This is a genomic window from Rahnella sp. RcJ3 (assembly GCF_009498575.1).
In the GTDB taxonomy this organism is placed as follows: Bacteria; Pseudomonadota; Gammaproteobacteria; order Enterobacterales; family Enterobacteriaceae; genus Rahnella; species Rahnella aceris.
Genome location: NZ_QSNX01000027.1, coordinates 17,616 through 37,353, shown reverse-complemented (window position 1 = coordinate 37,353; position 19,738 = coordinate 17,616). Strand labels below are relative to the sequence as shown.

Annotated in this window: 15 protein-coding genes and 1 pseudogene; 6 read left to right on the top strand and 10 right to left on the bottom strand. The window is 52.6% G+C overall.

Going from position 1 to position 19,738, the window contains the following annotated elements; all coding sequences use genetic code 11:
* Positions 1–31: 31 nt before the first annotated feature.
* The 6 genes from nifE to nifH all read right to left on the bottom strand — a co-directional run bounded on the left by nifE (position 32) and on the right by nifH (position 6,579).
* Positions 32–1,405 carry a nitrogenase iron-molybdenum cofactor biosynthesis protein NifE gene (gene nifE / locus DXU84_RS22805; RefSeq protein ID WP_153376705.1) on the bottom strand — a complete coding sequence of 458 codons (1,374 nt, stop codon included), beginning with the start codon at positions 1,403–1,405 and terminating at the stop codon, positions 32–34.
* Positions 1,406–1,576: 171 nt separating this feature from the next.
* Positions 1,577–2,251 carry a NifB/NifX family molybdenum-iron cluster-binding protein gene (locus DXU84_RS22800; protein ID WP_153376704.1) on the bottom strand — a complete coding sequence of 225 codons (675 nt, stop codon included), beginning with the start codon at positions 2,249–2,251 and terminating at the stop codon, positions 1,577–1,579.
* A 14-nt stretch (positions 2,252–2,265) separates the two neighbouring features.
* Entirely contained in the window at positions 2,266–2,481 is a 216-nt protein-coding gene (gene nifT / locus DXU84_RS22795) for a putative nitrogen fixation protein NifT (RefSeq protein ID WP_014333918.1), read from the bottom strand.
* A 75-nt stretch (positions 2,482–2,556) separates the two neighbouring features.
* Complete coding sequence (gene nifK, locus DXU84_RS22790; RefSeq protein ID WP_153376703.1) at positions 2,557–4,125, bottom strand: nitrogenase molybdenum-iron protein subunit beta; 1,569 nt, start codon at positions 4,123–4,125, stop codon at positions 2,557–2,559.
* A gap of 56 nt (positions 4,126–4,181) precedes the next feature.
* The gene (gene nifD / locus DXU84_RS22785; RefSeq protein WP_153376702.1) at positions 4,182–5,630 is read right to left on the bottom strand and encodes a nitrogenase molybdenum-iron protein alpha chain; all 1,449 of its coding nucleotides are present in this window, start codon (positions 5,628–5,630) and stop codon (positions 4,182–4,184) included.
* A 73-nt stretch (positions 5,631–5,703) separates the two neighbouring features.
* On the bottom strand, positions 5,704–6,579 hold the full coding sequence (gene nifH / locus DXU84_RS22780) for a nitrogenase iron protein (RefSeq protein WP_014333921.1): 876 nt from the start codon (positions 6,577–6,579) through the stop codon (positions 5,704–5,706).
* A 313-nt stretch (positions 6,580–6,892) separates the two neighbouring features.
* Here nifH and DXU84_RS22775 point away from each other — a divergent pair, with 313 nt between their 5' ends.
* Positions 6,893–8,473: a sensor domain-containing diguanylate cyclase gene (locus tag DXU84_RS22775; RefSeq protein ID WP_228389046.1), complete on the top strand. Its 1,581-nt coding sequence runs from the start codon at positions 6,893–6,895 to the stop codon at positions 8,471–8,473.
* A 730-nt stretch (positions 8,474–9,203) separates the two neighbouring features.
* Here the strand turns inward: DXU84_RS22775 and DXU84_RS22770 are convergent.
* On the bottom strand, positions 9,204–9,926 hold the full coding sequence (locus tag DXU84_RS22770) for a GNAT family N-acetyltransferase (RefSeq protein WP_153376701.1): 723 nt from the start codon (positions 9,924–9,926) through the stop codon (positions 9,204–9,206).
* A gap of 586 nt (positions 9,927–10,512) precedes the next feature.
* On the opposite strand from DXU84_RS22770, the gene DXU84_RS22765 reads away from it, so the two are divergent.
* The 3 genes and pseudogenes from DXU84_RS22765 to DXU84_RS22755 all read left to right on the top strand — a co-directional run.
* On the top strand, positions 10,513–10,827 hold the full coding sequence (locus tag DXU84_RS22765; protein WP_153376700.1) for a hypothetical protein: 315 nt from the start codon (positions 10,513–10,515) through the stop codon (positions 10,825–10,827).
* A gap of 779 nt (positions 10,828–11,606) precedes the next feature.
* The gene (locus tag DXU84_RS22760; protein ID WP_153376699.1) at positions 11,607–13,223 is read left to right on the top strand and encodes a GGDEF domain-containing phosphodiesterase; all 1,617 of its coding nucleotides are present in this window, start codon (positions 11,607–11,609) and stop codon (positions 13,221–13,223) included.
* 266 nt (positions 13,224–13,489) lie between these two features.
* A pseudogene (locus tag DXU84_RS22755) lies at positions 13,490–13,753 on the top strand (transposase); the annotation flags it as partial.
* 111 nt (positions 13,754–13,864) lie between these two features.
* Here DXU84_RS22755 and DXU84_RS22750 read toward each other — a convergent pair.
* The 3 genes from DXU84_RS22750 to DXU84_RS22740 are packed head-to-tail and all read right to left on the bottom strand — an operon-like array spanning position 13,865 to position 17,485.
* The gene (locus tag DXU84_RS22750; protein ID WP_153376698.1) at positions 13,865–15,076 is read right to left on the bottom strand and encodes an aminotransferase class I/II-fold pyridoxal phosphate-dependent enzyme; all 1,212 of its coding nucleotides are present in this window, start codon (positions 15,074–15,076) and stop codon (positions 13,865–13,867) included.
* Positions 15,077–15,091: 15 nt separating this feature from the next.
* Positions 15,092–16,396, bottom strand: coding sequence for an LLM class flavin-dependent oxidoreductase (locus tag DXU84_RS22745; RefSeq protein ID WP_153376697.1), 1,305 nt, complete (start codon positions 16,394–16,396; stop codon positions 15,092–15,094).
* Positions 16,397–16,405: 9 nt separating this feature from the next.
* Positions 16,406–17,485, bottom strand: a complete 1,080-nt coding sequence (locus DXU84_RS22740; protein WP_370461822.1) for an iron-containing alcohol dehydrogenase family protein — start codon at positions 17,483–17,485, stop codon at positions 16,406–16,408.
* A 346-nt stretch (positions 17,486–17,831) separates the two neighbouring features.
* Here DXU84_RS22740 and purB point away from each other — a divergent pair, with 346 nt between their 5' ends.
* Complete coding sequence (gene purB / locus DXU84_RS22735; RefSeq protein WP_153376696.1) at positions 17,832–19,214, top strand: adenylosuccinate lyase; 1,383 nt, start codon at positions 17,832–17,834, stop codon at positions 19,212–19,214.
* A complete protein-coding gene (locus DXU84_RS22730) occupies positions 19,211–19,738 on the top strand; it encodes a GNAT family N-acetyltransferase (RefSeq protein WP_152326097.1) in 528 nt (175 codons plus the stop codon). Before purB ends, DXU84_RS22730 begins: the two co-directional genes overlap by 4 nt.

The window sequence follows — 19,738 nt, the reverse complement described above, 5'->3', positions numbered from 1 at the left end:
TGAGTCGAAACATCGCTCACAATGTGTCTGTTTAGCGCCACGGCGCCAGACGGTTGACCTGCGCCCAGACCGGGCTTTCCAGGGTGATACACAACTGTTCGGCCAGATTCACCAGCCCGTGATAACCGGCAAACGCATGCTCGCGCTCCTGATTGATATCCAGAAACGGCTGGCGGGCTTTGTACGCGGTATACATGTTGCGGCCCCCGGCGATCATGATGTCGCCGCCGAAACGATAGAGGGTGTCGAGCAAGGTTCTGGCATTGCCTTCGTCGAGCATCAGCACGTCTTCGCCCATCAGTTCGCGAATACGCTGCTTGTCTTCTTCGGTTGATTTGCGGGTGCCGGTCGCGACCACCGTGATGCCTAAATCCTGTAACGCCGAGACCACCGACCAGGATTTCACGCCACCGGTATACAGCAGCGCCTTACGCCCGCTGAGCCGTGCACGGTAAGGCGCGAGCGCAAGATGTGTCGCCGCCTCCTCGCGCTCAATCAGACGTTCTGTGCGCGCTTGTAAATCCGGGTCTTTGAGCAGCACGGCGATCGTACGCAGGGAATCGGCCATGGAACGCAGGCCATAAAAACTGCCTTCAAACCATGGGATCTGGTAGCGCTCTTCCATTTTGCGGGCGACGTTGATCAGCGCCCGCGAGCACACCAGCATATTGGCTTCGCCACGGTGCATAGTCTGGATTTCAGCAAAACGGGAATCCCCGGAAAGGCTGCACAGCACGCGGATCCCGAGTTCATCGAGCAGCGGCAGAACGTGCCAGAATTCGCCGGCAATATTGAATTCTCCAATCAGGCTGATGCTGTGGCGGTGTCCGGCGGGGATCGGTGAGTTTTCCGGCCACGACGCGGGTTCGCGCTGGCCGATCACCTTTTTGACCATCACGTCCCCGGCAATGCGGTTACCGAGATTTTTGCTGCCGTAGAAACCGGCGGCATCGACTGAAATAACCGGCACACCGGCAGCGGCCGATGCGGCGCGACACACGGCTTCAACATCATCCCCTTCCATCGCCGGTACGCAGGTGTTGTAAATAAAGACCGCCACCGGATGATAATGGCTGACGATGTGCTGCACGGCGTGAAATAAGCGTCGCTCGCCGCGCCCCATAATCACATCCTGCTCGCTCATGTCGGTGGTGAAGCCCATGCGGTTGATGGAAGGCCCGGAACTGCGGCTGCCACGGTTGTCCCATGAACTGCCGGTACAGCCAATCGGGCCGTGCACCAGATGCGCGACGTCCGCGACCGGCAGCAGCGCAATCTGCGCGCCATCAAACGCACAACCGCCTGCCGTCGCGCCCGGTTTCGGCAGGCTGCAACCCGACTTCTGCTTGTGGTTATGCTCACAGGCTGGCTCATCAATCAGCGCCAGAATCTCTTTTGCCTTCATCGCAACCTCGTCATGACAGATAAGTATCAGGGTGAAGGTTGCAAGGAGCAGGCCAGCGGATTACCTACTGATTTTAAACAGGATCTCATTGTCGTGTTTATGACAAACGACACAAAGAAAACAAAGGAGACGACGGATGTCGGGGCGCAGACCGCGCCCCGCAGAGGGACGTTAACTGAACAGACGGTTTTCCAGCGGATTACTTTTGCCTAACCGGCGCGCCAGCCACGGCGGCATATTTTCGGTCAGCATGCGTTGCAGCGCAGCAAGCTGTGACGCAATGCTCACGCCGGGCAGCACTTTGATCGGATGAATATTATGGCGGATGACCCGCGCCGCTGCCGGGCCGCCAATGGCCTCACAGAACAGCAAATGGCAATCGCTGATCAGCCGCGCACGGGTTTCATTCGACTCTTCACCTTCGTGCGATACCGGCGTACGGCGCAGCGCCATCAGATACGGCCCGTCGCTGTCGAACGCATAAATTAAAAACAGATGAGACTGCCCAAAATGACCGTTCACCGTGATGCCGTCGAGAGACGAAAATGCCACCCTTAACTGCTGTGGCTGGCGGCGATTTTCAGCCAGAGTCAGATGCGGTGGCAGTTGCCCCTGCAGGCAGCTCATCAGCGACTGCCAGCGGCTGATCGTCACCTTTCCGGCATCTCCCGGAAATGTCACCTCCAGTGCTTCCAGACTCATGTCCTGTAAATGCGCCAGCCCGATATTGCCGTCACTTTCGCGACAACCCTGTGTCAGCCAGGCCAGCACCTCCGGCGGCGGGATTTCCGGGAATAATTGCACCACGGCGAATAAACGCCAGAACAGCAGATCGTCTTTTGACATCGGAGTCACTCCTCTCACAGTTCTGAACGTGTTGCCCGCAGGCTGACGGGAAACGACGGAATGCCCGGCTGAGGTTCCACGTAATAGGCTTTTCCTCCTTCCAGACAAACACGTCCGCCCCACTGTTGCGGATGGTTATGCTCCAGTTGCACCACTTTGGCTTCCATATCCTGTTTCGCGATATAGCAATAAAGACTGTTATTACGCAGTCGGAAAATAACCATCGGCATAAGCCCCTCCCGGCGACACGCGCCCTGGCGGTAAAGAGAAAAGCCCCGGCACAGTTCAGTGACGGGGCGAGGGTTTTAGCGGATCAGGTCGAAGTTGTAGTCGGTTTTGCCGAGCTTCATGGTTTCGCGATCCAGCTGTTCGAGCACCGCATTCACCAGTTGCGTCAGAATGCTCATCGCACCTTCGTATCCCCAGGTGGTCTGACGGTGCAAATGGTGCCGGTCAAAAATCGGGAATCCGATACGGATCAGCGGTACTTCGAACTGTTCACCTTTGGCCAGCGTGTCGCGCTGAATGAATTTTCCGTAAGAGTTGCCGATCATAAAGTCCGGTTTACGGGTAAACATCAGCGAGCGGAAATGCCACAGATCGCAGTTCACATACACCTCGCTGTCCTGCCCGTAAGGCGAATCAGCCAGCATTTTCTTCATGGCTTTCTGCCAGCGCTTGTTGCCGTTATGGCTGAGAATGGTGGTCGGTTCACAGCCCAGTTCCAGCAGAAATGCGGTCATGCCCATCACAAAATCCGGGTCACCGTACACACCGAAACGCTTGCCGTGCAGCCAGGTGTGGGAATCGAGCATCATGTCAACCAGACGGCCACGTTCAGTGGCCAGCGCGTCAGCTATCGGTTTGCCGGTCAGTTCGCTTACCGTCATCAGCAAGGCATCGGTCGCCGCCAGGCCAATCGGCACACTGACTTCGGTGCCCGGCTGATTCCAGTCGTCCTGCACCACTTTTTTGGTTTTCTGCAACTGCCACGGTTGCAGCAGCAAGGTGTCGATGGCATCCGGTGCATCACGCATTTCGGTTTGCGTGGTGCCGCCGGCATACATGCGGTAATGGCCGTCAGCCGGGGTGTCGAGCACTTCCGACGGATCGGACAAGACGCTGCATTCGACCCCCATCTGGCTCATCATGCGGTGGATCACCCGGTAGTTGCCGAGATAGGTTTCAAAACCGGTCACCACGTTCAGTTTGGCGAGTTTGCCCGGCTGATATTCCCGCGTGGCGTCGGTGGTAAAGGTACGGGCGAAGCCTTCAAACATGTTGTCCCAGCCGGTGACATGACTGCCCAGAAAACTCGGTGTATGGGCATATGGGATTGGCATACCGGCATCCACAAATCCGTCTTTTTTGGCGTTGGCGATAAAGGCCTGCAGGTCATCACCGATCACTTCCGCCATACAGGTGGTGGAGACAGCAATAATTTCCGGCTTGTACAGCGCGCTGGCGTTTTCCAGACCGACATTCATGTTGTTATTTCCGCCAAAAACGGCGGCATCTTCGGTCATTGAGTCGGAAACACAGGCCACCGGCTCTTTGAAATGACGGTTAAAATAGGTACGGAAATACGCCACACAGCCTTGTGAACCGTGGACATACGGCAACGTGTTGGCAAAACCCAGCGCGCAAAGCACCGCGCCTAACGGCTGGCAGGCTTTCGCCGGGTCGACGGTCAGCGCTTCACGCGAGAAGTTCAGATCCTGATATTCCTGCGTGGTGGTCCATTCAAACACTTCCCGCACTTTCGCCTCGCCGTGTGCTTCTTCCAGCGCGCGTTTGTTGGTAAACATACTCTGGTATTCATCCTGCTCGAACAGCGGGAAACAGGATTTTGGGGTGCCAAGATCTTGACTCATGTTTCTCTCCTTCCGCGCCACAAATCTGTGAACTGACGGAATGTTTGTCGTCTCTGTCAGGCCGATTTCAACCAGGGGGCGGTCAGCTGACTCCAGCCCGGATTGTTCAGCGTCATGTCCATGTCACGGGCAAAAATGCCGAAACCGTCGTAGCCGTGATAAGGGCCGGAATAATCCCAGGAGTGCATCTGGCGGAACGGCACGCCCATTTTCTGGAAAATGTATTTTTCTTTGATGCCTGACCCGACAAGATCCGGTTTCAGCGCTTTAACGAACGCTTCCAGCTCATAACTGCTCAGGTCGTCGAACAGCAACGTGCCTTCTTTGAGCATCGGTAAGGTGCGGTCGTAGTCATCGTTATGACCGAATTCATAGCCGGTACCGATGATTTCCATTCCCAGATCTTCATACGCCCCGATGATGTGGCGCGGACGTAAACCGCCGAGATACAACAGCACCTTTTTGCCTTCCAGACGCGGACGGTATTTGTCGATCACCGCCTGCGTTTGCGCCTGATATTTTTCAATCACCGCTTCGGCGTTTTTCCGGATGGTATCGTCAAAACGCGCCGCGATTTCGCGCAGAGATTCCGCAATTTTGGTCGGGCCAAAGAAGTTGTATTCCATCCACGGAATGCCGTGTTTTTCTTCCATATGACGGGAGATATAGTTCATCGAGCGGTAGCAGTGCACCAGATTGATCGCGACTTTCGGGGTGTTTTCCATCTCCACCAGCGTGCCGTCGCCGGACCACTGCGCCACCACGCGCAGCCCCATTTCTTCGAGCAGAATACGTGAGGCCCAGGCGTCACCGCCGATGTTGTAGTCGCCGATAATAGCCACGTCGTAAGGCGTGGTTTCAAATTCATTGCCTTCGCGGTTATCCAGCACCCAGTCGCGGATGACATCGTTAGCAATGTGATGGCCGAGCGACTGCGACACACCGCGGAAACCCTCGCAGCGTACCGGCACGACCGGCTTACCGATTTTGGCGCTGCTGGCTTTGGCGACGGCAGAAATGTCATCACCGATCAGACCGACCGGACATTCCGACTGCACCGAAATGCCTTTGGTCAGCGGGAACAACATCTCCAGTTCGTCAATCAATTTGTCGAGCTTTTTATCGCCGCCAAATACGATGTCCCGTTCCTGAAAATCGCTGGTGAAGTTGATGGTGCCGAAGCTGTTTACGCCGCTCCAGCCGGTGTAATAGTTACGGCGTCCGGCACGGGAATACTGGCCGCAACCAACCGGGCCGTGGGAGATATGTGCCATGTCTTTGATCGGGCCAAAGACCACGCCTTTGGAACCGGCGTAAGCGCAGCCTCGCACGGTCATCACGCCCGGCTGCGATTTGCGGTTTGAGACAATACACTTGCCGACAGATTCCATCGCCGGGTCGGTGGTCATCATGTGTTTCTTACGATCTTTAAGCGCCTTCTCGGGGAAGATCTCCAGCACTTCCTGGATCAACGCCTCGTTACGTTCGCGTGTTTCACTGGTCATAAAGACTCCGCTGATTGCCTGAAAAGGTGCACATTCCCGCAGGTCTGTGCATCTCTGGATAAAGGGGACGAAATCACGCCTCTTCGGCGGCGGTACGACCGACGATGGTCAGGTCTTCTTCTTCCATAATGCCGAATTCCATTAACAGGGCTTCCAGCTCATCCATGGTGACCGGTGTCGGCACCACCATTTTGGTGTTGTTGACGATTTTGTTCGCCAGTGCACGATACTGATCTGCCTGCGCACAAGTCGGGTCGTATTCGATGACCGTCATGCGGCGGATTTCAGCGCGTTGCACAATGTTGTCACGCGGCACGAAGTGGATCATTTGCGTGCCAAGTTTTTCAGCCAGCGCGATGATCAGTTCATCTTCGCGATCCGTCTGGCGGGAGTTACAGATCAGCCCGGCCAGACGAACTTTGCCCGATTTCGCGTATTTCACGATGCCCTTGGAAATGTTGTTGGCGGCATACATAGCCATCATTTCACCGGAGCACACGATGTAGATCTCCTGCGCTTTATTTTCGCGGATCGGCATCGCGAAACCGCCGCATACCACGTCGCCCAATACGTCGTAAAACACAAAATCCAGATCCGGTACATATGCGCCTTCTTCTTCGAGGAAGTTGATGGCGGTGATCACCCCGCGTCCGGCACAACCCACACCAGGCTCAGGGCCACCTGATTCCGCACAGCGCACGCCGCCATAGCCGATTTGCATCACATCTTCCAGCTCCAGATCTTCCACGGAACCCACTTCAGCGGCCATTTCCATGATGGTGTTCTGTGCTTTCGCATGCAGAATAAGGCGGGTGGAATCAGCCTTAGGGTCGCAGCCGACAATCATGACTTTCTTGTTCATTTCGGCCAGAGCCGCTACAAGGTTTTGGGTGGTGGTGGATTTCCCAATACCCCCTTTCCCGTAGATTGCACATTGACGCATTGCCATCGTTTTCTCTCCTGTAGTGTCCAGTTGACGTACAGGTCATTGCAGTGTTCATACCACGATGCCAAAACATAGATATCATTGAAAAATAAAGAATTTTAATTTGATGAGGTGGAAGTATTAGAAGCAGATAGAACAATCTGCGTACAGTTTGTTGTAAAACAAACAAACAGATGGCGGGTTCCGGGGACACCATACGCTTTACATCCCGCATTATAATAACCCGATGATAAAAAGCGATTTGTGTCACCACAGCACATCTAAACTTTGGGTTAATGCCATACTGGATCACTCCTGCAGGCTTCATGCTCATTGAATGAAGGAGAAAGCTGTATTGAATGTTTCCCCTAACGATTCGGACCGGTCTCTCGTCCGCTTAAGCGGTATGAAGCGCCCTGTTACGGCTCTTGTCATACTTGCTACAACAGTTGTCTGCCTGTTGATATTGGCATTCGCCGGCGCATTTATTTCAACAACCCGCACAGCACAACTCGGTGATGCGGAAGTGTCCAACACGAATATTGCCCGCATGATCGCTGTTCAGGTGGAATCGACCCTTAAAACCGCGAATGTGACCTTGACTGATATTTCGGAACGCCTGGAAGTCGACGGCATGGGCACGTACGAGCTTGACCGGCTGCAGACTCACTTGAATGAAATAGGCAAGGCCAGCTCCGAACTCCACGGACTGTTCGTCTACGGAGCGGACGGTTCCTGGCTGGCGACGTCTCTCAGCCGTCCGGTTAAAGGGAATAACTCGGACCGTGAATACTTTACGTACCACCGCGCTAATCGTAGCCTCGCAGTCCATATCGGACCGCCAATTATAAGTAGGTCCACCGGGATCTGGATTATTCCCGTGTCGCGGCGGATTAACCGACCTGACGGGAGCTTCGGCGGAGTTGCCCTCGTCACGCTCAAAATTAATTTTTTTGAACGCATTTATGACGAAATTGATATTGGTAAAACCGGTACAGTGTTACTCGCACTTAGCAATGGGACGTTGGTGTACCGGCGGCCGTTTGAAGAACGGCTGATCGGGACTGATATTTCTAAAGGTCCCGTCCTGCAGGCCCTGTCCACGCACTACGCCGGTTCCTCAATCCTGGTCTCTAAGATTGACCGAATAGAAAGGCTGTACAGCTACCGGCACGTGGACGGCTACCCTTTCGTTGTAGCTGTCGGGCGCACAAAAACAGAATTATTAAGCCAATGGCAGCGTTCGAGCATTTTTCTGGGTGCTGCTGTTGCCGTGATCTGCGCGATGTTCGGATTACTCGCGTCAAGGTTGATTAGGCAAATAAGTATTCGGGACACGCTAGATCAAAAACTGCGCGCCCGTTCGGATGGTCTGGAACAGCATAATATGGGCCTGCGGGTACTGGCGAACACGGATAAGCTCACTAACATTGCAAATCGACTCATGTTCGATGAAATTTTTGATCAGGAATTCAAGCGTGCGCAACGCGGCGAAGACTGTTTGTCGCTAATCTTGCTGGATGTAGACCTTTTCAAGAAATTCAACGATCGTTATGGGCATGTCGCCGGCGACGCCGTGCTGCGCAGGATAGGTCGGGTTATGGCCGACCAGGTCACCCGTGCCGGTGATCTGGTCGCACGCTATGGCGGCGAAGAGTTCGTCGTTATCTTGCCGAGCACCGGCAGGGAGGGGGCAACCGAGGTTGCTGAACGCATTCGCGAGGGAATATTCGCGTTGATGATTCCCCATTTGGATGCGCCATGCGGTCAGGTCAGCGCGAGTTTCGGCGTTACGACTGTTTACCCCGCCCAGCACCGAGGTTTATATCCATCGGATGTAATCATTCGCGCCGATCAACAGCTCTATGAGGCGAAACGCACCGGACGAAACAAAGTGTGTGTAGAAGAGTTACTGTAAGCTGATACAGCAATGCTTTGGTCATGAACGGATAGATACAGAAATCTCACTTTCCCACAGGCGTTAAGCAATATCAGGCCAGTTTAGTCTTAACTGGGTTCTCCGTGTCGTTGTTCGGAAGCCGCTTGGTGGCTGTCGGTTAGGTGGAGCTATTGTCGGTGCGTGCAGAGGGAATACGGGCCGATTCATCAAATATAGGTTCATTTGCAGCGAAATGTCGGTTTGGGAGGCATGAGTCGTCGTTATTCCCGGTTGAAAAGTCGCTGCATCAGGCCGGTTCGGTTTCAAACACAGGTCATTACAGCTTATAGGCTGGCAACGGCAGTAATGAATAACACTAAAAGGCCCCCTAACGATGACCTTGTCCCCGTTTTCTCTCCATGACTGCGGATCCGTATCCAGTACAATGCTTGCTGTAACCCACAATACTCCCCCTATTAGTCACCAAGCCGCCGTATAGCCAGTAGGGCTCCCTGCCCGTAAGGGGCGGGTTTCCTGTTCTCAGCGCGCTACCCGAAGCAAACGCAAAAAAACGCCCTTCTCCACGGTTGGGCTGGGTCAGGCTGACATTGCATTTTGGACGTAAAACATACCGGCCGTAATTGTTCGATAAATTATGCCTAGCCAGTCGGAAAAAACTAGGGAAGCTTTATGCGAGAGAGGTTAAGTCCTACTGCTGCTTATGAAGAGGTTTAGTTTGCGTCCAAAAATATGATTAAACCGCCAAAAGTTAGCTGTCAGCGCTAATTTGAGCAGGCATAAAATCGCCTAGACGTTGCTTTTGCCGACCCCGCTCATCGATATTGGCAGGACTCAACCATAAGTTCATTGCATTGCGCAGCGTGGACCATTCTTTATCAAGAATAGAATACCAACGAGTATCACGGCTGTGCCCTTTCGAGACCTGTATTTGTCGAAACGTGCCTTCATATTGAAACCCCAATCGTTCAGCTGCTTTAATAGCAGTCTCATGAAAACTATCGCATTTCCACGCACATCGTCGGTATTCTAATGTGTCGAAAATATACGATAACAATAGGGCGATCGCTTCGGTACTCGATGGTGTACGCTTCATTTGCGGTGTCCAGTTTATCCATCCAATCTCAACCGCTCCATGCTCAGGATCTATACGCTGCAACGCAACGAACCCCATCGCTTTTTCAGTAAGTTGACTGACCACAGCGAAGAATAAAGGGTCTGAACTGTTTGCAAGTGATGTGATGAAATGTTCACATTGACGAAGAGTAATGGGCCGGTTTATCGCAAAGTATGTCCAGTCTCGCTCATCATCGATGCTGTGCCAGGCGTCAAACAATTGCTGACTGTGCGTTAAGGCAATGGGTTCAAGGCGGCAATATTTCCCGTGAAGAACTTTTTTCGAAGGGCGTTCCCTCAATTTCCACTCGGGTAATGATGGTCCTAGAGATTGACCATAATGATTTAATTCAGACATTTATCACCATCCGTATATTCGTTTATAATAAAAAAACGGCCACTTCAAAAGTAAGTTAGGTAGGGTTGATCCTGCTGGATAAGTAAAATATGGCTACCAATTCAACAAATAATGAACCATTTAATGTTGTTTCGTTCACTGAGTAAAAAGCTCATTTGGAGCCCATTGAAAAGACGCATAACGCAGCCCAATTAAGCTTAGCACTATTTCGACTCATGTTTGAAATTATGATAGATATCGTATGCATTTTCATTGTTCATATATTTTATCCAATACATAGTCATGACGATTGGCTCACCTTCGATTCAAATACCGCCCCTTACGGTGAGCGAAAGGCTTTTTTATGGTAAATTTGAAGAACACGGTTATACTGTACAACCATATTTTTCTCCCCGAAGAGAAAATAACAATGAAAAGCTTATTACTACATTTAAGTTTAAAGTGCACACTTTAAAACCACGCGAATAAGATCATAGATCCTGCATTAAAAAATTGGCACAGTTCATTTAATATGTCACCTAACTCATGAAAAAATGATATTATTAAATCCTCAATATTTAATATCTTTAATTAAAGAGGCGTCTTCATGTTTAATTTAGATTTTTCTTTTTCATGCCACTTCACTTTTGAACCTATTTTCAATCTAAATGGGAGGCTATGCGCCTTTGACGTTCACCCGAGATTTATAAGTACAGAGGAAAAAATTAGCACTGAGGATATGATATATATTATGCCAGAATCAGTAAAGAAAGAATATCTCATCGGTATATTAAATGAGATTGAAAAGAAAACGGCCTTTCTTCTGGAAAGAAAAGCATTATGCTCGTTTCATATTGACGGTGTCATGGCTTCTATTATACTCCGTGACTCAAAAATAAAAAAACCTCATCGGCGCGAATAAATTTGTCCGATTGGCCATATCAACTACTATATTATATGATGATATCCATAACTCTGGACATTTCGCCAGGGAATTGAGCCAACTATATCCTATTTGGTTAAATGATTTCTCAGCAAACCCAACATCATTTTCGGCCATAAGAAATATCAGATTTGCATTAGTTAAAATGACTAACAAAACCTTTAAAGAGCATGGTGATTTAGTCATGTTTTTTTCTTTAATTGAAACTATAACAAATTATTGTGACAACATTTGCATTGAAGGGGGGGAACCTTTGCTCAGTTAACAATGTTAAAACAACGCCACATAACCTACATTAAAGGCTCCTGATTTTCAGGTGGTTATAGATTTCATAATATAGGTTGATTTGACTTGCATCCATGCATCACGTTGTTCTCCCTGCTTGGTACATTGACATTAGTCACAGATACTTGTGGATTGTTGGCAACCTTTATCACTGACATCTAGGTGCGCCACGTATAAATAAGCCTCCAAAAGGACAACCGCAGCTAGGCGAAACTCAGCAGATACCGGCTCGGCTGAAAAGCAGTTCAATTCACAGTTGTTAAAACGTAAACCAGCCATAATCATTCTCATGCATACTGCCTTTATCGCCGGCATAGCGTGAGAAGCTCTTGGACAACCAGCAGGGGCATCTCACGACCGGCACCTGCCCGTGTTGTACCAATTCTGATATAGAATTCATTATTTGAACCCTAGAAATTAATATCATAAAAAAGCTGCTAACCTTCTTAAACCGCCTTAACAGGATACGGATAATGTTCAATAATCTTGAAGTTTGTCAGTCAGTGCTGAATGCTCTGCCTGAGGCTGTATTCCTGAAGGACAAATATTTTCGGTTGGTTTTTTTAAACCATAAAGCGAGTAAGTTATTCGGTAAATCGTCCGACTTGCTGCTGGGTAAAAAGGGACTGGAACATCTGGGGTTACCACTTGCATCTCGCATCTTGCTTCAGGAAAAGCATGTGCTTGACACGGGAGAACCCCTGGAATTTGAGGAACAAGTGCCCGGCCAGGAAAACCAGACCAGAACTATTGTAATAAAGGTATCCCGGCTTATTCTTAACGCTGAAGCCTATCTGCTTATCTCGCTGAATGATATCACTGTACTGCGGCAGGCTGAAGCCCATACGCGTTATCTGGCTTACCACGATCCTCTGACGGGTTTATACAATCGTGCAGCATTCAATGAAAGGTTGCAGAATGCACTGCTACCTCTAACAAAACCTGAACAACCCGGCGGTGTGCTGATGTTGTTCGATATGGATGGGTTTAAAAATGTCAATGACACCTGGGGTCATCAGGCTGGCGATCTTGTGTTGTGTGAGTTTGCACGACAACTTTCTCATTCCACTCCGGAAGAGTGCGTTGTTGCACGCCTTGGCGGCGATGAGTTTGCAGTATTAATAAAGCCCCCCTTTTCGCCAGAGGAGGCAGAAGCTCTGTGCCAGAAAATTGTCCTGAACATTCGTACCCCGGTCATCCTTAAGGGGGCTATACCGTACATTACTGTTTCGGTGGGTATAACAATTATTATGCCATCAGATATCACCGGGGGAGAGTGCCTGAGAAAGGCCGACACAGCCCTCTATGAAGCAAAGCGGATGGGTAAAAACAGGTATTGTGTTTACTCTGAGCTTCTGGATGCAGGTTGGGCAAGAAAACGAAAAATGAAAAAAGCATTGGCTATGGCACTCCTCAGCGGACAAGGGCTTGAATGCGCATATCAACCCCTTGTTAGCGCGCAAAACGGCGAAATTATAGGCGTTGAAGCTCTGGCCCGCTGGGACGATCCGGAATTGGGTTCGGTTTCCCCTGTGCAGTTTATCCCTCTGGCGGAAGAATGCGGACTGATTGTACCCCTGGGCAAATTTATCCTGAAAAGAGCCTGCCAGGAAATGCGCCCCTGGAGTGATTTGTCGGTTTCTGTGAATATTTCGCCCGTACAACTTTGTGAAAATGACTTTGCCAGTATGATCCTGCAACTGCTGGCAAAGGAAGATTTTCCGCCTCACCGGCTTGAACTGGAGCTAACCGAGACTGCCATTATGCATTCTGATACTCACAGCAAAGAGCAGTTGAGTATCCTGCGTCAACATGGGATAAGAATAGCGCTTGATGACTTTGGTACCGGTTATTCCAGTCTGAGCCTGTTAAAGGACATCATGGTGGATAGCGTCAAGATCGATCAATCATTCGTACAATTTGTGACGCAACTGGAGGACACAGCAGCAATCGTCACCGCAGTTTCCCGGCTGGGAAACCAACTGGGGCTACAGGTCATTGCGGAAGGTGTTGAGACCAGTGAACAGCGAGAGTTTTTGATTGAGGCCGGTTGTTCACAGTTACAGGGATATCTTTTTTCAAGACCATAAACAAAAGAAAAACTGGCAAAGTTAATCGCTACAGACGAAAAAAATCCACAACCTAACGTGACACTCGATTTGTGAGTTTTCTGGCGCATGGAAAAGCCGAACTGGCAGGCAGGTGACAGTAACCACTTCCACGGTGAGCAGGAACGTGCTTGAACCGGACGCCATCCTTCTGCTTCGCGCCGTGGATGATCTCCTCCCTGAAAGCAGTGCCAGTCTAAACTGAAGTATCCGGTCTTTCTTTCATCTCACTGAGAGGCATATCAACCATGAAAAAGACCCGTTATACCGAAGAACAGATAGCCTTTGCCCTTAAACAGGCCGAAACCGGCACTCGGGTGGAGGAAGTGTGCAGAAAGATGGGGATTTCTGAAGCCACTTTTTACAATTGGAAGAAGAAGTTTGGCGGCATGAGCGTGACAGAACTGCGTCGGCTGCGCCAGCTGGAGGAAGAGAATCACCGCCTGAAACGGCTGGGCACCGATCTCAGTCTGGACAAAGAAATGCTGCAGGACGTCATCCGAAAAAAGCTCTGAGGCCCGCGCGTTACCGGGTCTCTGGTCGGTGTGGGCCGACGCCCACGACCTTGAACTTGAACTTGACGTAAACCCCCGCACGGGCGGCCAACCCACAGGTTTACCGGACTAAAGCACCGGGCTTAACCGTCCGCACGCCGCCGCAATGCGCCGCCCAGCCTCAATCACCGTGGCGTTGTCTGTGGCAATCGACAGCCGGAAGTATGGCGACAAGCCGTACGCACTTCCGCCCACGCCGGAGACGCCGTTTTCCAGCAGATAATCCATCACATCGGCTTCGTTTTCGATTTTCGCGCCGCCCAGGCGGTAACGCCCGATCAGCCCCGCACAGCGGCAGAAGACGAAGAAACCGCCCTGCGGCTGTATCAGTTCCAGCCCGTCAACGCCGAAAAGGATGCCCATGATGTCATCGCGCCGCTGCTGATAGGCCGCCACCTGGGGTGCGAGGAAATCCAGCCCGCCGGTGTACGCCGCCAGCGCCGCGGCCTGGCTGACAGAACTCGCGCCCGAACTGATTTGCGACTGCACCACGGTCATCGCGGTGATCAGTTCTTTTGGCCCGGCACCGAAACCGATGCGCCAGCCGGTCATGGCGTAGGTTTTAGAGACGCCGCCGACCAGCAAACTGCGCGCATGAAAATCGCCTGCCACGTTCAGCAAATTACGGTGTTCGCGGCCATCAAACAGAATGTGCTCATACAAATCATCGAGCATGACCAGCACCTGCGGATGCTGGCGTAACACATCGGCCAGCGCCTGTAATTCTTGCGTGCTATATACCGCACCGCTCGGATTCCCCGGATGGTTAAGCACCAGCCAGCGCGTGCGCGGTGTGATGCTGGCCGCCAGTTGCTGTGGCGAAAGCTTATAACCCTGCTCCAGATGGCACTCCACAAACACCGGCGTGCCGCCGTTAAAGCGCACGCTGTCCGGGAACGTCGGCCAGTACGGCACCGGCACAATCACTTCATCGCCGTCGTTTAACGTCGCCGCAAATGCGTTGAAAATGACCTGCTTCGCGCCGTTGGCAATCATCAGGTTATCGATGCCAAATTCCAGGCGGTTTTCCTGGTGCAATTTTCGCTGCACCGCCTCACGCAGTGCCCGTATTCCGGGTGTTGGCGTGTATTTGGTCTCCCCGCGTGCAATAGCCTCGTACGCCGCCTGCTTAATGTGCTCAGGCGTATCGAAATCCGGTTCACCTGTGGTGAGATCCAGAATATCGACACCGGCCTTTTTCAAATCATTAGTGCGCTGCTTTGCCGCCGCGTTGGCTGAAAGCGAAACGCGTTGCACGCGCTGTGACAACGAAATCGTCATACCGTTATCCTTATATCAGAGCGCGGGCAAACCCAGGTTTTCGCGCAATGTGCTGAATTCATACTCTTCGCGGAACAACCCGCGACGGCGTAATTCCGGGATCACCAGCTCGACAAACAACGAAAGCTGCTCCGGCATGATGGCGGGCATAATATTGAAACCGTCCGCGCCGCCCTGCTCCAGCCAAAGCTGGAAATCATCGGCGATATCTTCGGCGGTTCCTACCAGCACGCGGTGTCCGCGTGAACCGGCCGCAATTGCCGCCAGTTCACGCAGGGTCAGATTTTCGCGGTAGGCCAGATCCGTCAGCAGTTTCACACGGCTCTGATTGCCTTCTCCGGCAGGCACATCCGGCACCGGGCCGTCGAGCGGGAACTGGCTGAGATCCATATTAAAGCGGGTCGAAAGCTGACGAATGCCGTTATCGATATCCACCAGCGAGTTGAGTTCACGCCAGGTTTCACGCGCTTCTTCCCGCGTGCGCCCCACGATCGGCATCACACCGGGCAGGATCAGCACATGATCCGGATTGCGCCCTGCGTCTTTCACCTGCTGTTTCTGCGAACGGTAAAACGTCTGTGCTTCTTCCAGCGTCGCGGCGGCGGTAAACACCACTTCGGCGGTGGCGGCCGCCAGCTTCTGGCCGTCAGCGGAAGAACCGGCCTCGATAATCACCGGACGTCCCTGCGGTGAACGGGTGATATTCAGCGGCCCCTGCACCTGGAAATATTTCCCGCGATGATTAACCGGCTGAATTTTTTCATTCACGAAATACTGGCCGCTGTCTTTGTCCGGCGCGACGGCGCCTTCCTGCCAGCCTTCCCACAGCTTAAACGCCACGTCGAGAAACTCGTGCGCGACGGCGTAACGCTCGGCGTGCATCGGCATATCTTCACGACTGAAATTGCGCGCCACGTCGGTGGAAAACGATGTCACCACGTTCCACGCCGCACGGCCATGACTGATGTGATCCAGCGACGAAAAGCTGCGCGCCAGATTAAACGGATCGGTAAACGTGGTAGAGGCCGTTGCCGCCAGCCCGATGTGACGGGTCTGCACTGCCAGCGCCGCCAGCAACGTCAGCGGCTCGAGGCGCGCCATGGTGGAAGGCAGGCGGTAAACGCTGGTCGCCAGCGCGTCACCGATGAAAAACATATCGAACTTGCCTTCTTCGGCTTTTTTGGCGATCCACGTCAGCCATTCAACGTCCGTGGGCGAACCGAGCTGTCCGGTTAAACGCCAGCCGCTGACGTGATGCCCGAGCGGTTGAACAAACAGGCCGAGGCGCAGCTTTCTGGTGTTTTCTGAAGAAGAAGTCATGAAATGTTCCTAAGAATAATGTTGATTTTCTGTCGCCCGCAGGGCTTTTTCGATGTGTTCAGCGGCCATGGAAAACGGCAGGCGCGCCGCGTTTTCGGCGGAGAACTTCACTTCACGGGCAATAGATGCAAGGATTTCATCGCGGTTACCGTTGAATTCCGGCAGCGCCAGCGGCGCATCGTACTGCCGCAGCAGCGCCAGCAGTTCCGGCTCCGGTTCGCCGTTGTCACTTTCCATCAGCGACTGCACCAGCAGGCCGAGACCGACCTTCTCGCCGTGCAGCCAGTCGTGCAGTTCAGGCTGATGGGTAAAACGGTTGTGAATGGCGTGCGCCACGCCCGGTGCAGGCGTTTCATCGCGCATGCTGTTTGCCATGCCCGCCGCCGCGATATTGGCGTCGATCACTTTAATCAGCGCCGGTGTCACTTCATGGCGGGCGTTATCAAGCACCGCCTGCGCCCCGTATTTCTCAAAGGTTTCCACCGCCAGTTTTGCCGCCTGAATTTTGAGATTCAGCGCCAGGCTGTCGTCGCTTTTCTGTTTATACGGCCGGAATTCGTACCACTTCGCCAGTGCGTCCACGATGCCTGCTTTCAGATAACGGACGTCGTTTTGCGCGATGACTTCGCTGTCGACCAGCACCATCAGCGGCATACGTGATAACGGCTGACTGCGGACGTGCCCGCCGTGCGCGTTGTAAATAATGCTGACCGGCGACCAGGCGGCGCAGGTGGCGGCCACCGTCGGCAGCGTCACCAGCACAATGTCATCAATCAGATTCGCGATGGCTTTCGCGCAGTCCAGCACGCGTCCGCCGCCGATACCCAGCACCAGCGTGGCGTTTTGCGCCCGCACCGCGTTGAGATGTGTTTCGATCGCGGCATCGGTGCATCCGGTGGTCAGGAAATTCACCTGCCAGCGGATCCCCGCCTCACGCAGGCTGTTTTCCAGCTGCGGATTCACCGCCTGCCAGGCTTTCGGGCTGGTGATAATGGCGATTTCATTCGAGTGAACGGCAAGAAGTTCGCCGGTGCGGGCACGCAGCCCCGGCTGATGGTGATAGGTTTGCGGTGATTTTATAGCGAACACGATGATGCCCTATTCTCTGGTCAGTAATTGAATAAACTGCCTGCCCGTAATAAACAGGAATTCGGATATTGGATATATTAAGTCGTTATATAAACATCGTACGAGAATTGAAATAATAAACAAAGTTCTGATTGCGGATCCTTATTCACTAATTCGCAATAGAATAGATGAATTTTAGCTATAGCATCAAAAACCCTTGCATCCTGTGCTGGATCAAAGAAATGATAGCGCTGTAAAGGGTTAATTTAATAAACAAAAACAGAAATATCGGCAACGGCATTATCCCGGTATTTATTATTGTTTTTGCCAAACTCATTAATTAACCCTCAGAAAAACAGAGATTATTATGGCCTCACATCCGATTGATTTTCTTTTACTTGGCAATAATTTTGGCACACCGGAAATGCGGGATATCTGGTCAGAGAAAAATCGTCTGACGCAGCAAATAAATGTCGAAGTGGCGCTGGCATTAGCCGAAGGCGAACTCGGGGTGATCCCGCAACAGGCAGCACTGTCGATAGCGGAACTGGCCGACCCCAGCCAGCTGAATATTGACGACATCGCCGCGTCCGGTGCACAGATGAAACATTCCCTGATGCCGGTGCTGACGGCGCTGCAAAAACAGTGCGGCGAGGCCGGAGAATACATTCACTACGGCGCGACCACGCAGGATATCGTCGATACCGCCACGGTTTTACAGCTCGCCCGGACAATGAAAGTGATCGTGCGTGACGCCACCGCGCTGGCGGACGTGCTGAAAAATCTGGCGCGTGAGCATCAGTACACCCTGATGGCGGGCCGCACCCACGGAATGCAGGCGCTGCCGACCACGTTCGGCTTTAAAGTCGCCGTCTGGCTGGATGAATTTATCCGCCATCTCGACCGCCTTCAGGCCATCACGCCGCGTCTGCTGACCGGCAATCTCAGCGGCGCGATCAGCACGTATGCCGCGCTCGGCGAAGCAGGCCCGGAAGTCGAACGCCGCACGCTGGCACGCCTGAACCTGAATACGCCGAATATCGGCTGGCAGGCAGCGCGCGACCGTTTTTCCGAATACGCCAGCACGGTGGTGCTCATCAGCGGCACGCTGGGCAAAATCGGCAACGAACTTTATAACCTGATGCGCACCGAAATTAATGAAGTCGAAGAACCGTTCAGCGCGGGGAAAATCGGCTCGACCACCATGCCGCATAAACGTAACCCGGCCGCCATCGAAGGCTTAGCCAGCCTGACCGCCCCGCTTTTACACAGCGCGTCGCTGATTTATCAGTCGATGCACGTCGAGCACGAACGCGATGCCATGAGCTGGCGCGCGGAGTGGATCGCCCTGCCGGAAATCTCGATTTACCTTTCTGCCCAGCTGCAAAATGCCCGCGCTATTTTATCTGGCCTGACGGTCAATAAAGCCCGCATGCTGGCGAATTTGCAGATGCAGGACGGCCTGCTGCTGTCGGAAAAGGTCATGTTTGAAGCCGGTAAAAAACTCGGCAAACAGACGGCGCATCATCTGGTTTACGAGTGCGCTATGCAGGCGTTCGAGAACCGTCTATCTTTTAAAACCGTGCTTTTAGCACACCCGGTTCTGGCCGCCAGCATCTCAGAAGAAGATCTGGACCACTGGCTGGATCCGGCAAATTACATCGGCTGTGCGCCGCAAAAAGTGGATGACGTGATCCGCTTCGCCGAACAGTCCGGTCATTTATCATCCCCGGAGAAACCTGCGATATGACCCCACATTTCCGGCGGCTCAGTTCAGACGACAGGCACGAATATCTGTCGCTGATGCTGGCCGCATACGCCCCGATTAAAGCCCTCGGCATTCAGTTTGATGCGGCCACCGCCGATCTGGCGCGGGTGACGAAACATCTCGATGAACATGCGGTATTTGGCCTGTTTGACGGCCAGCGCATGGCAGCCTCGGTCACTTTGCGTTTTCCGTGGGGCACCCTGCCGGGCCCGATGGGTCTGCCGCATATTGGCTGGTTCGGCACGCATCCGGAATACACAGGCCAGAATCTCGGAAAACGGCTGCTGGAATGGCTGGAAGACCACATTCTTATCGGCGAACTCAAAGCCCCGGCGTATTCGCTTGGCACCGCTACCAGCCATCCGTGGCTGCGCGAAATGTATATCAAACTGGGTTTTCAGCCGGTCTTCGAAAGAGACCTCGGCAAAGGCCATATCACGCTGTATCTGAAAAAGATCCTCGACGAAGAACGCCATGCCGGATGGCTGGCGCGTCAGCCCGCTTAA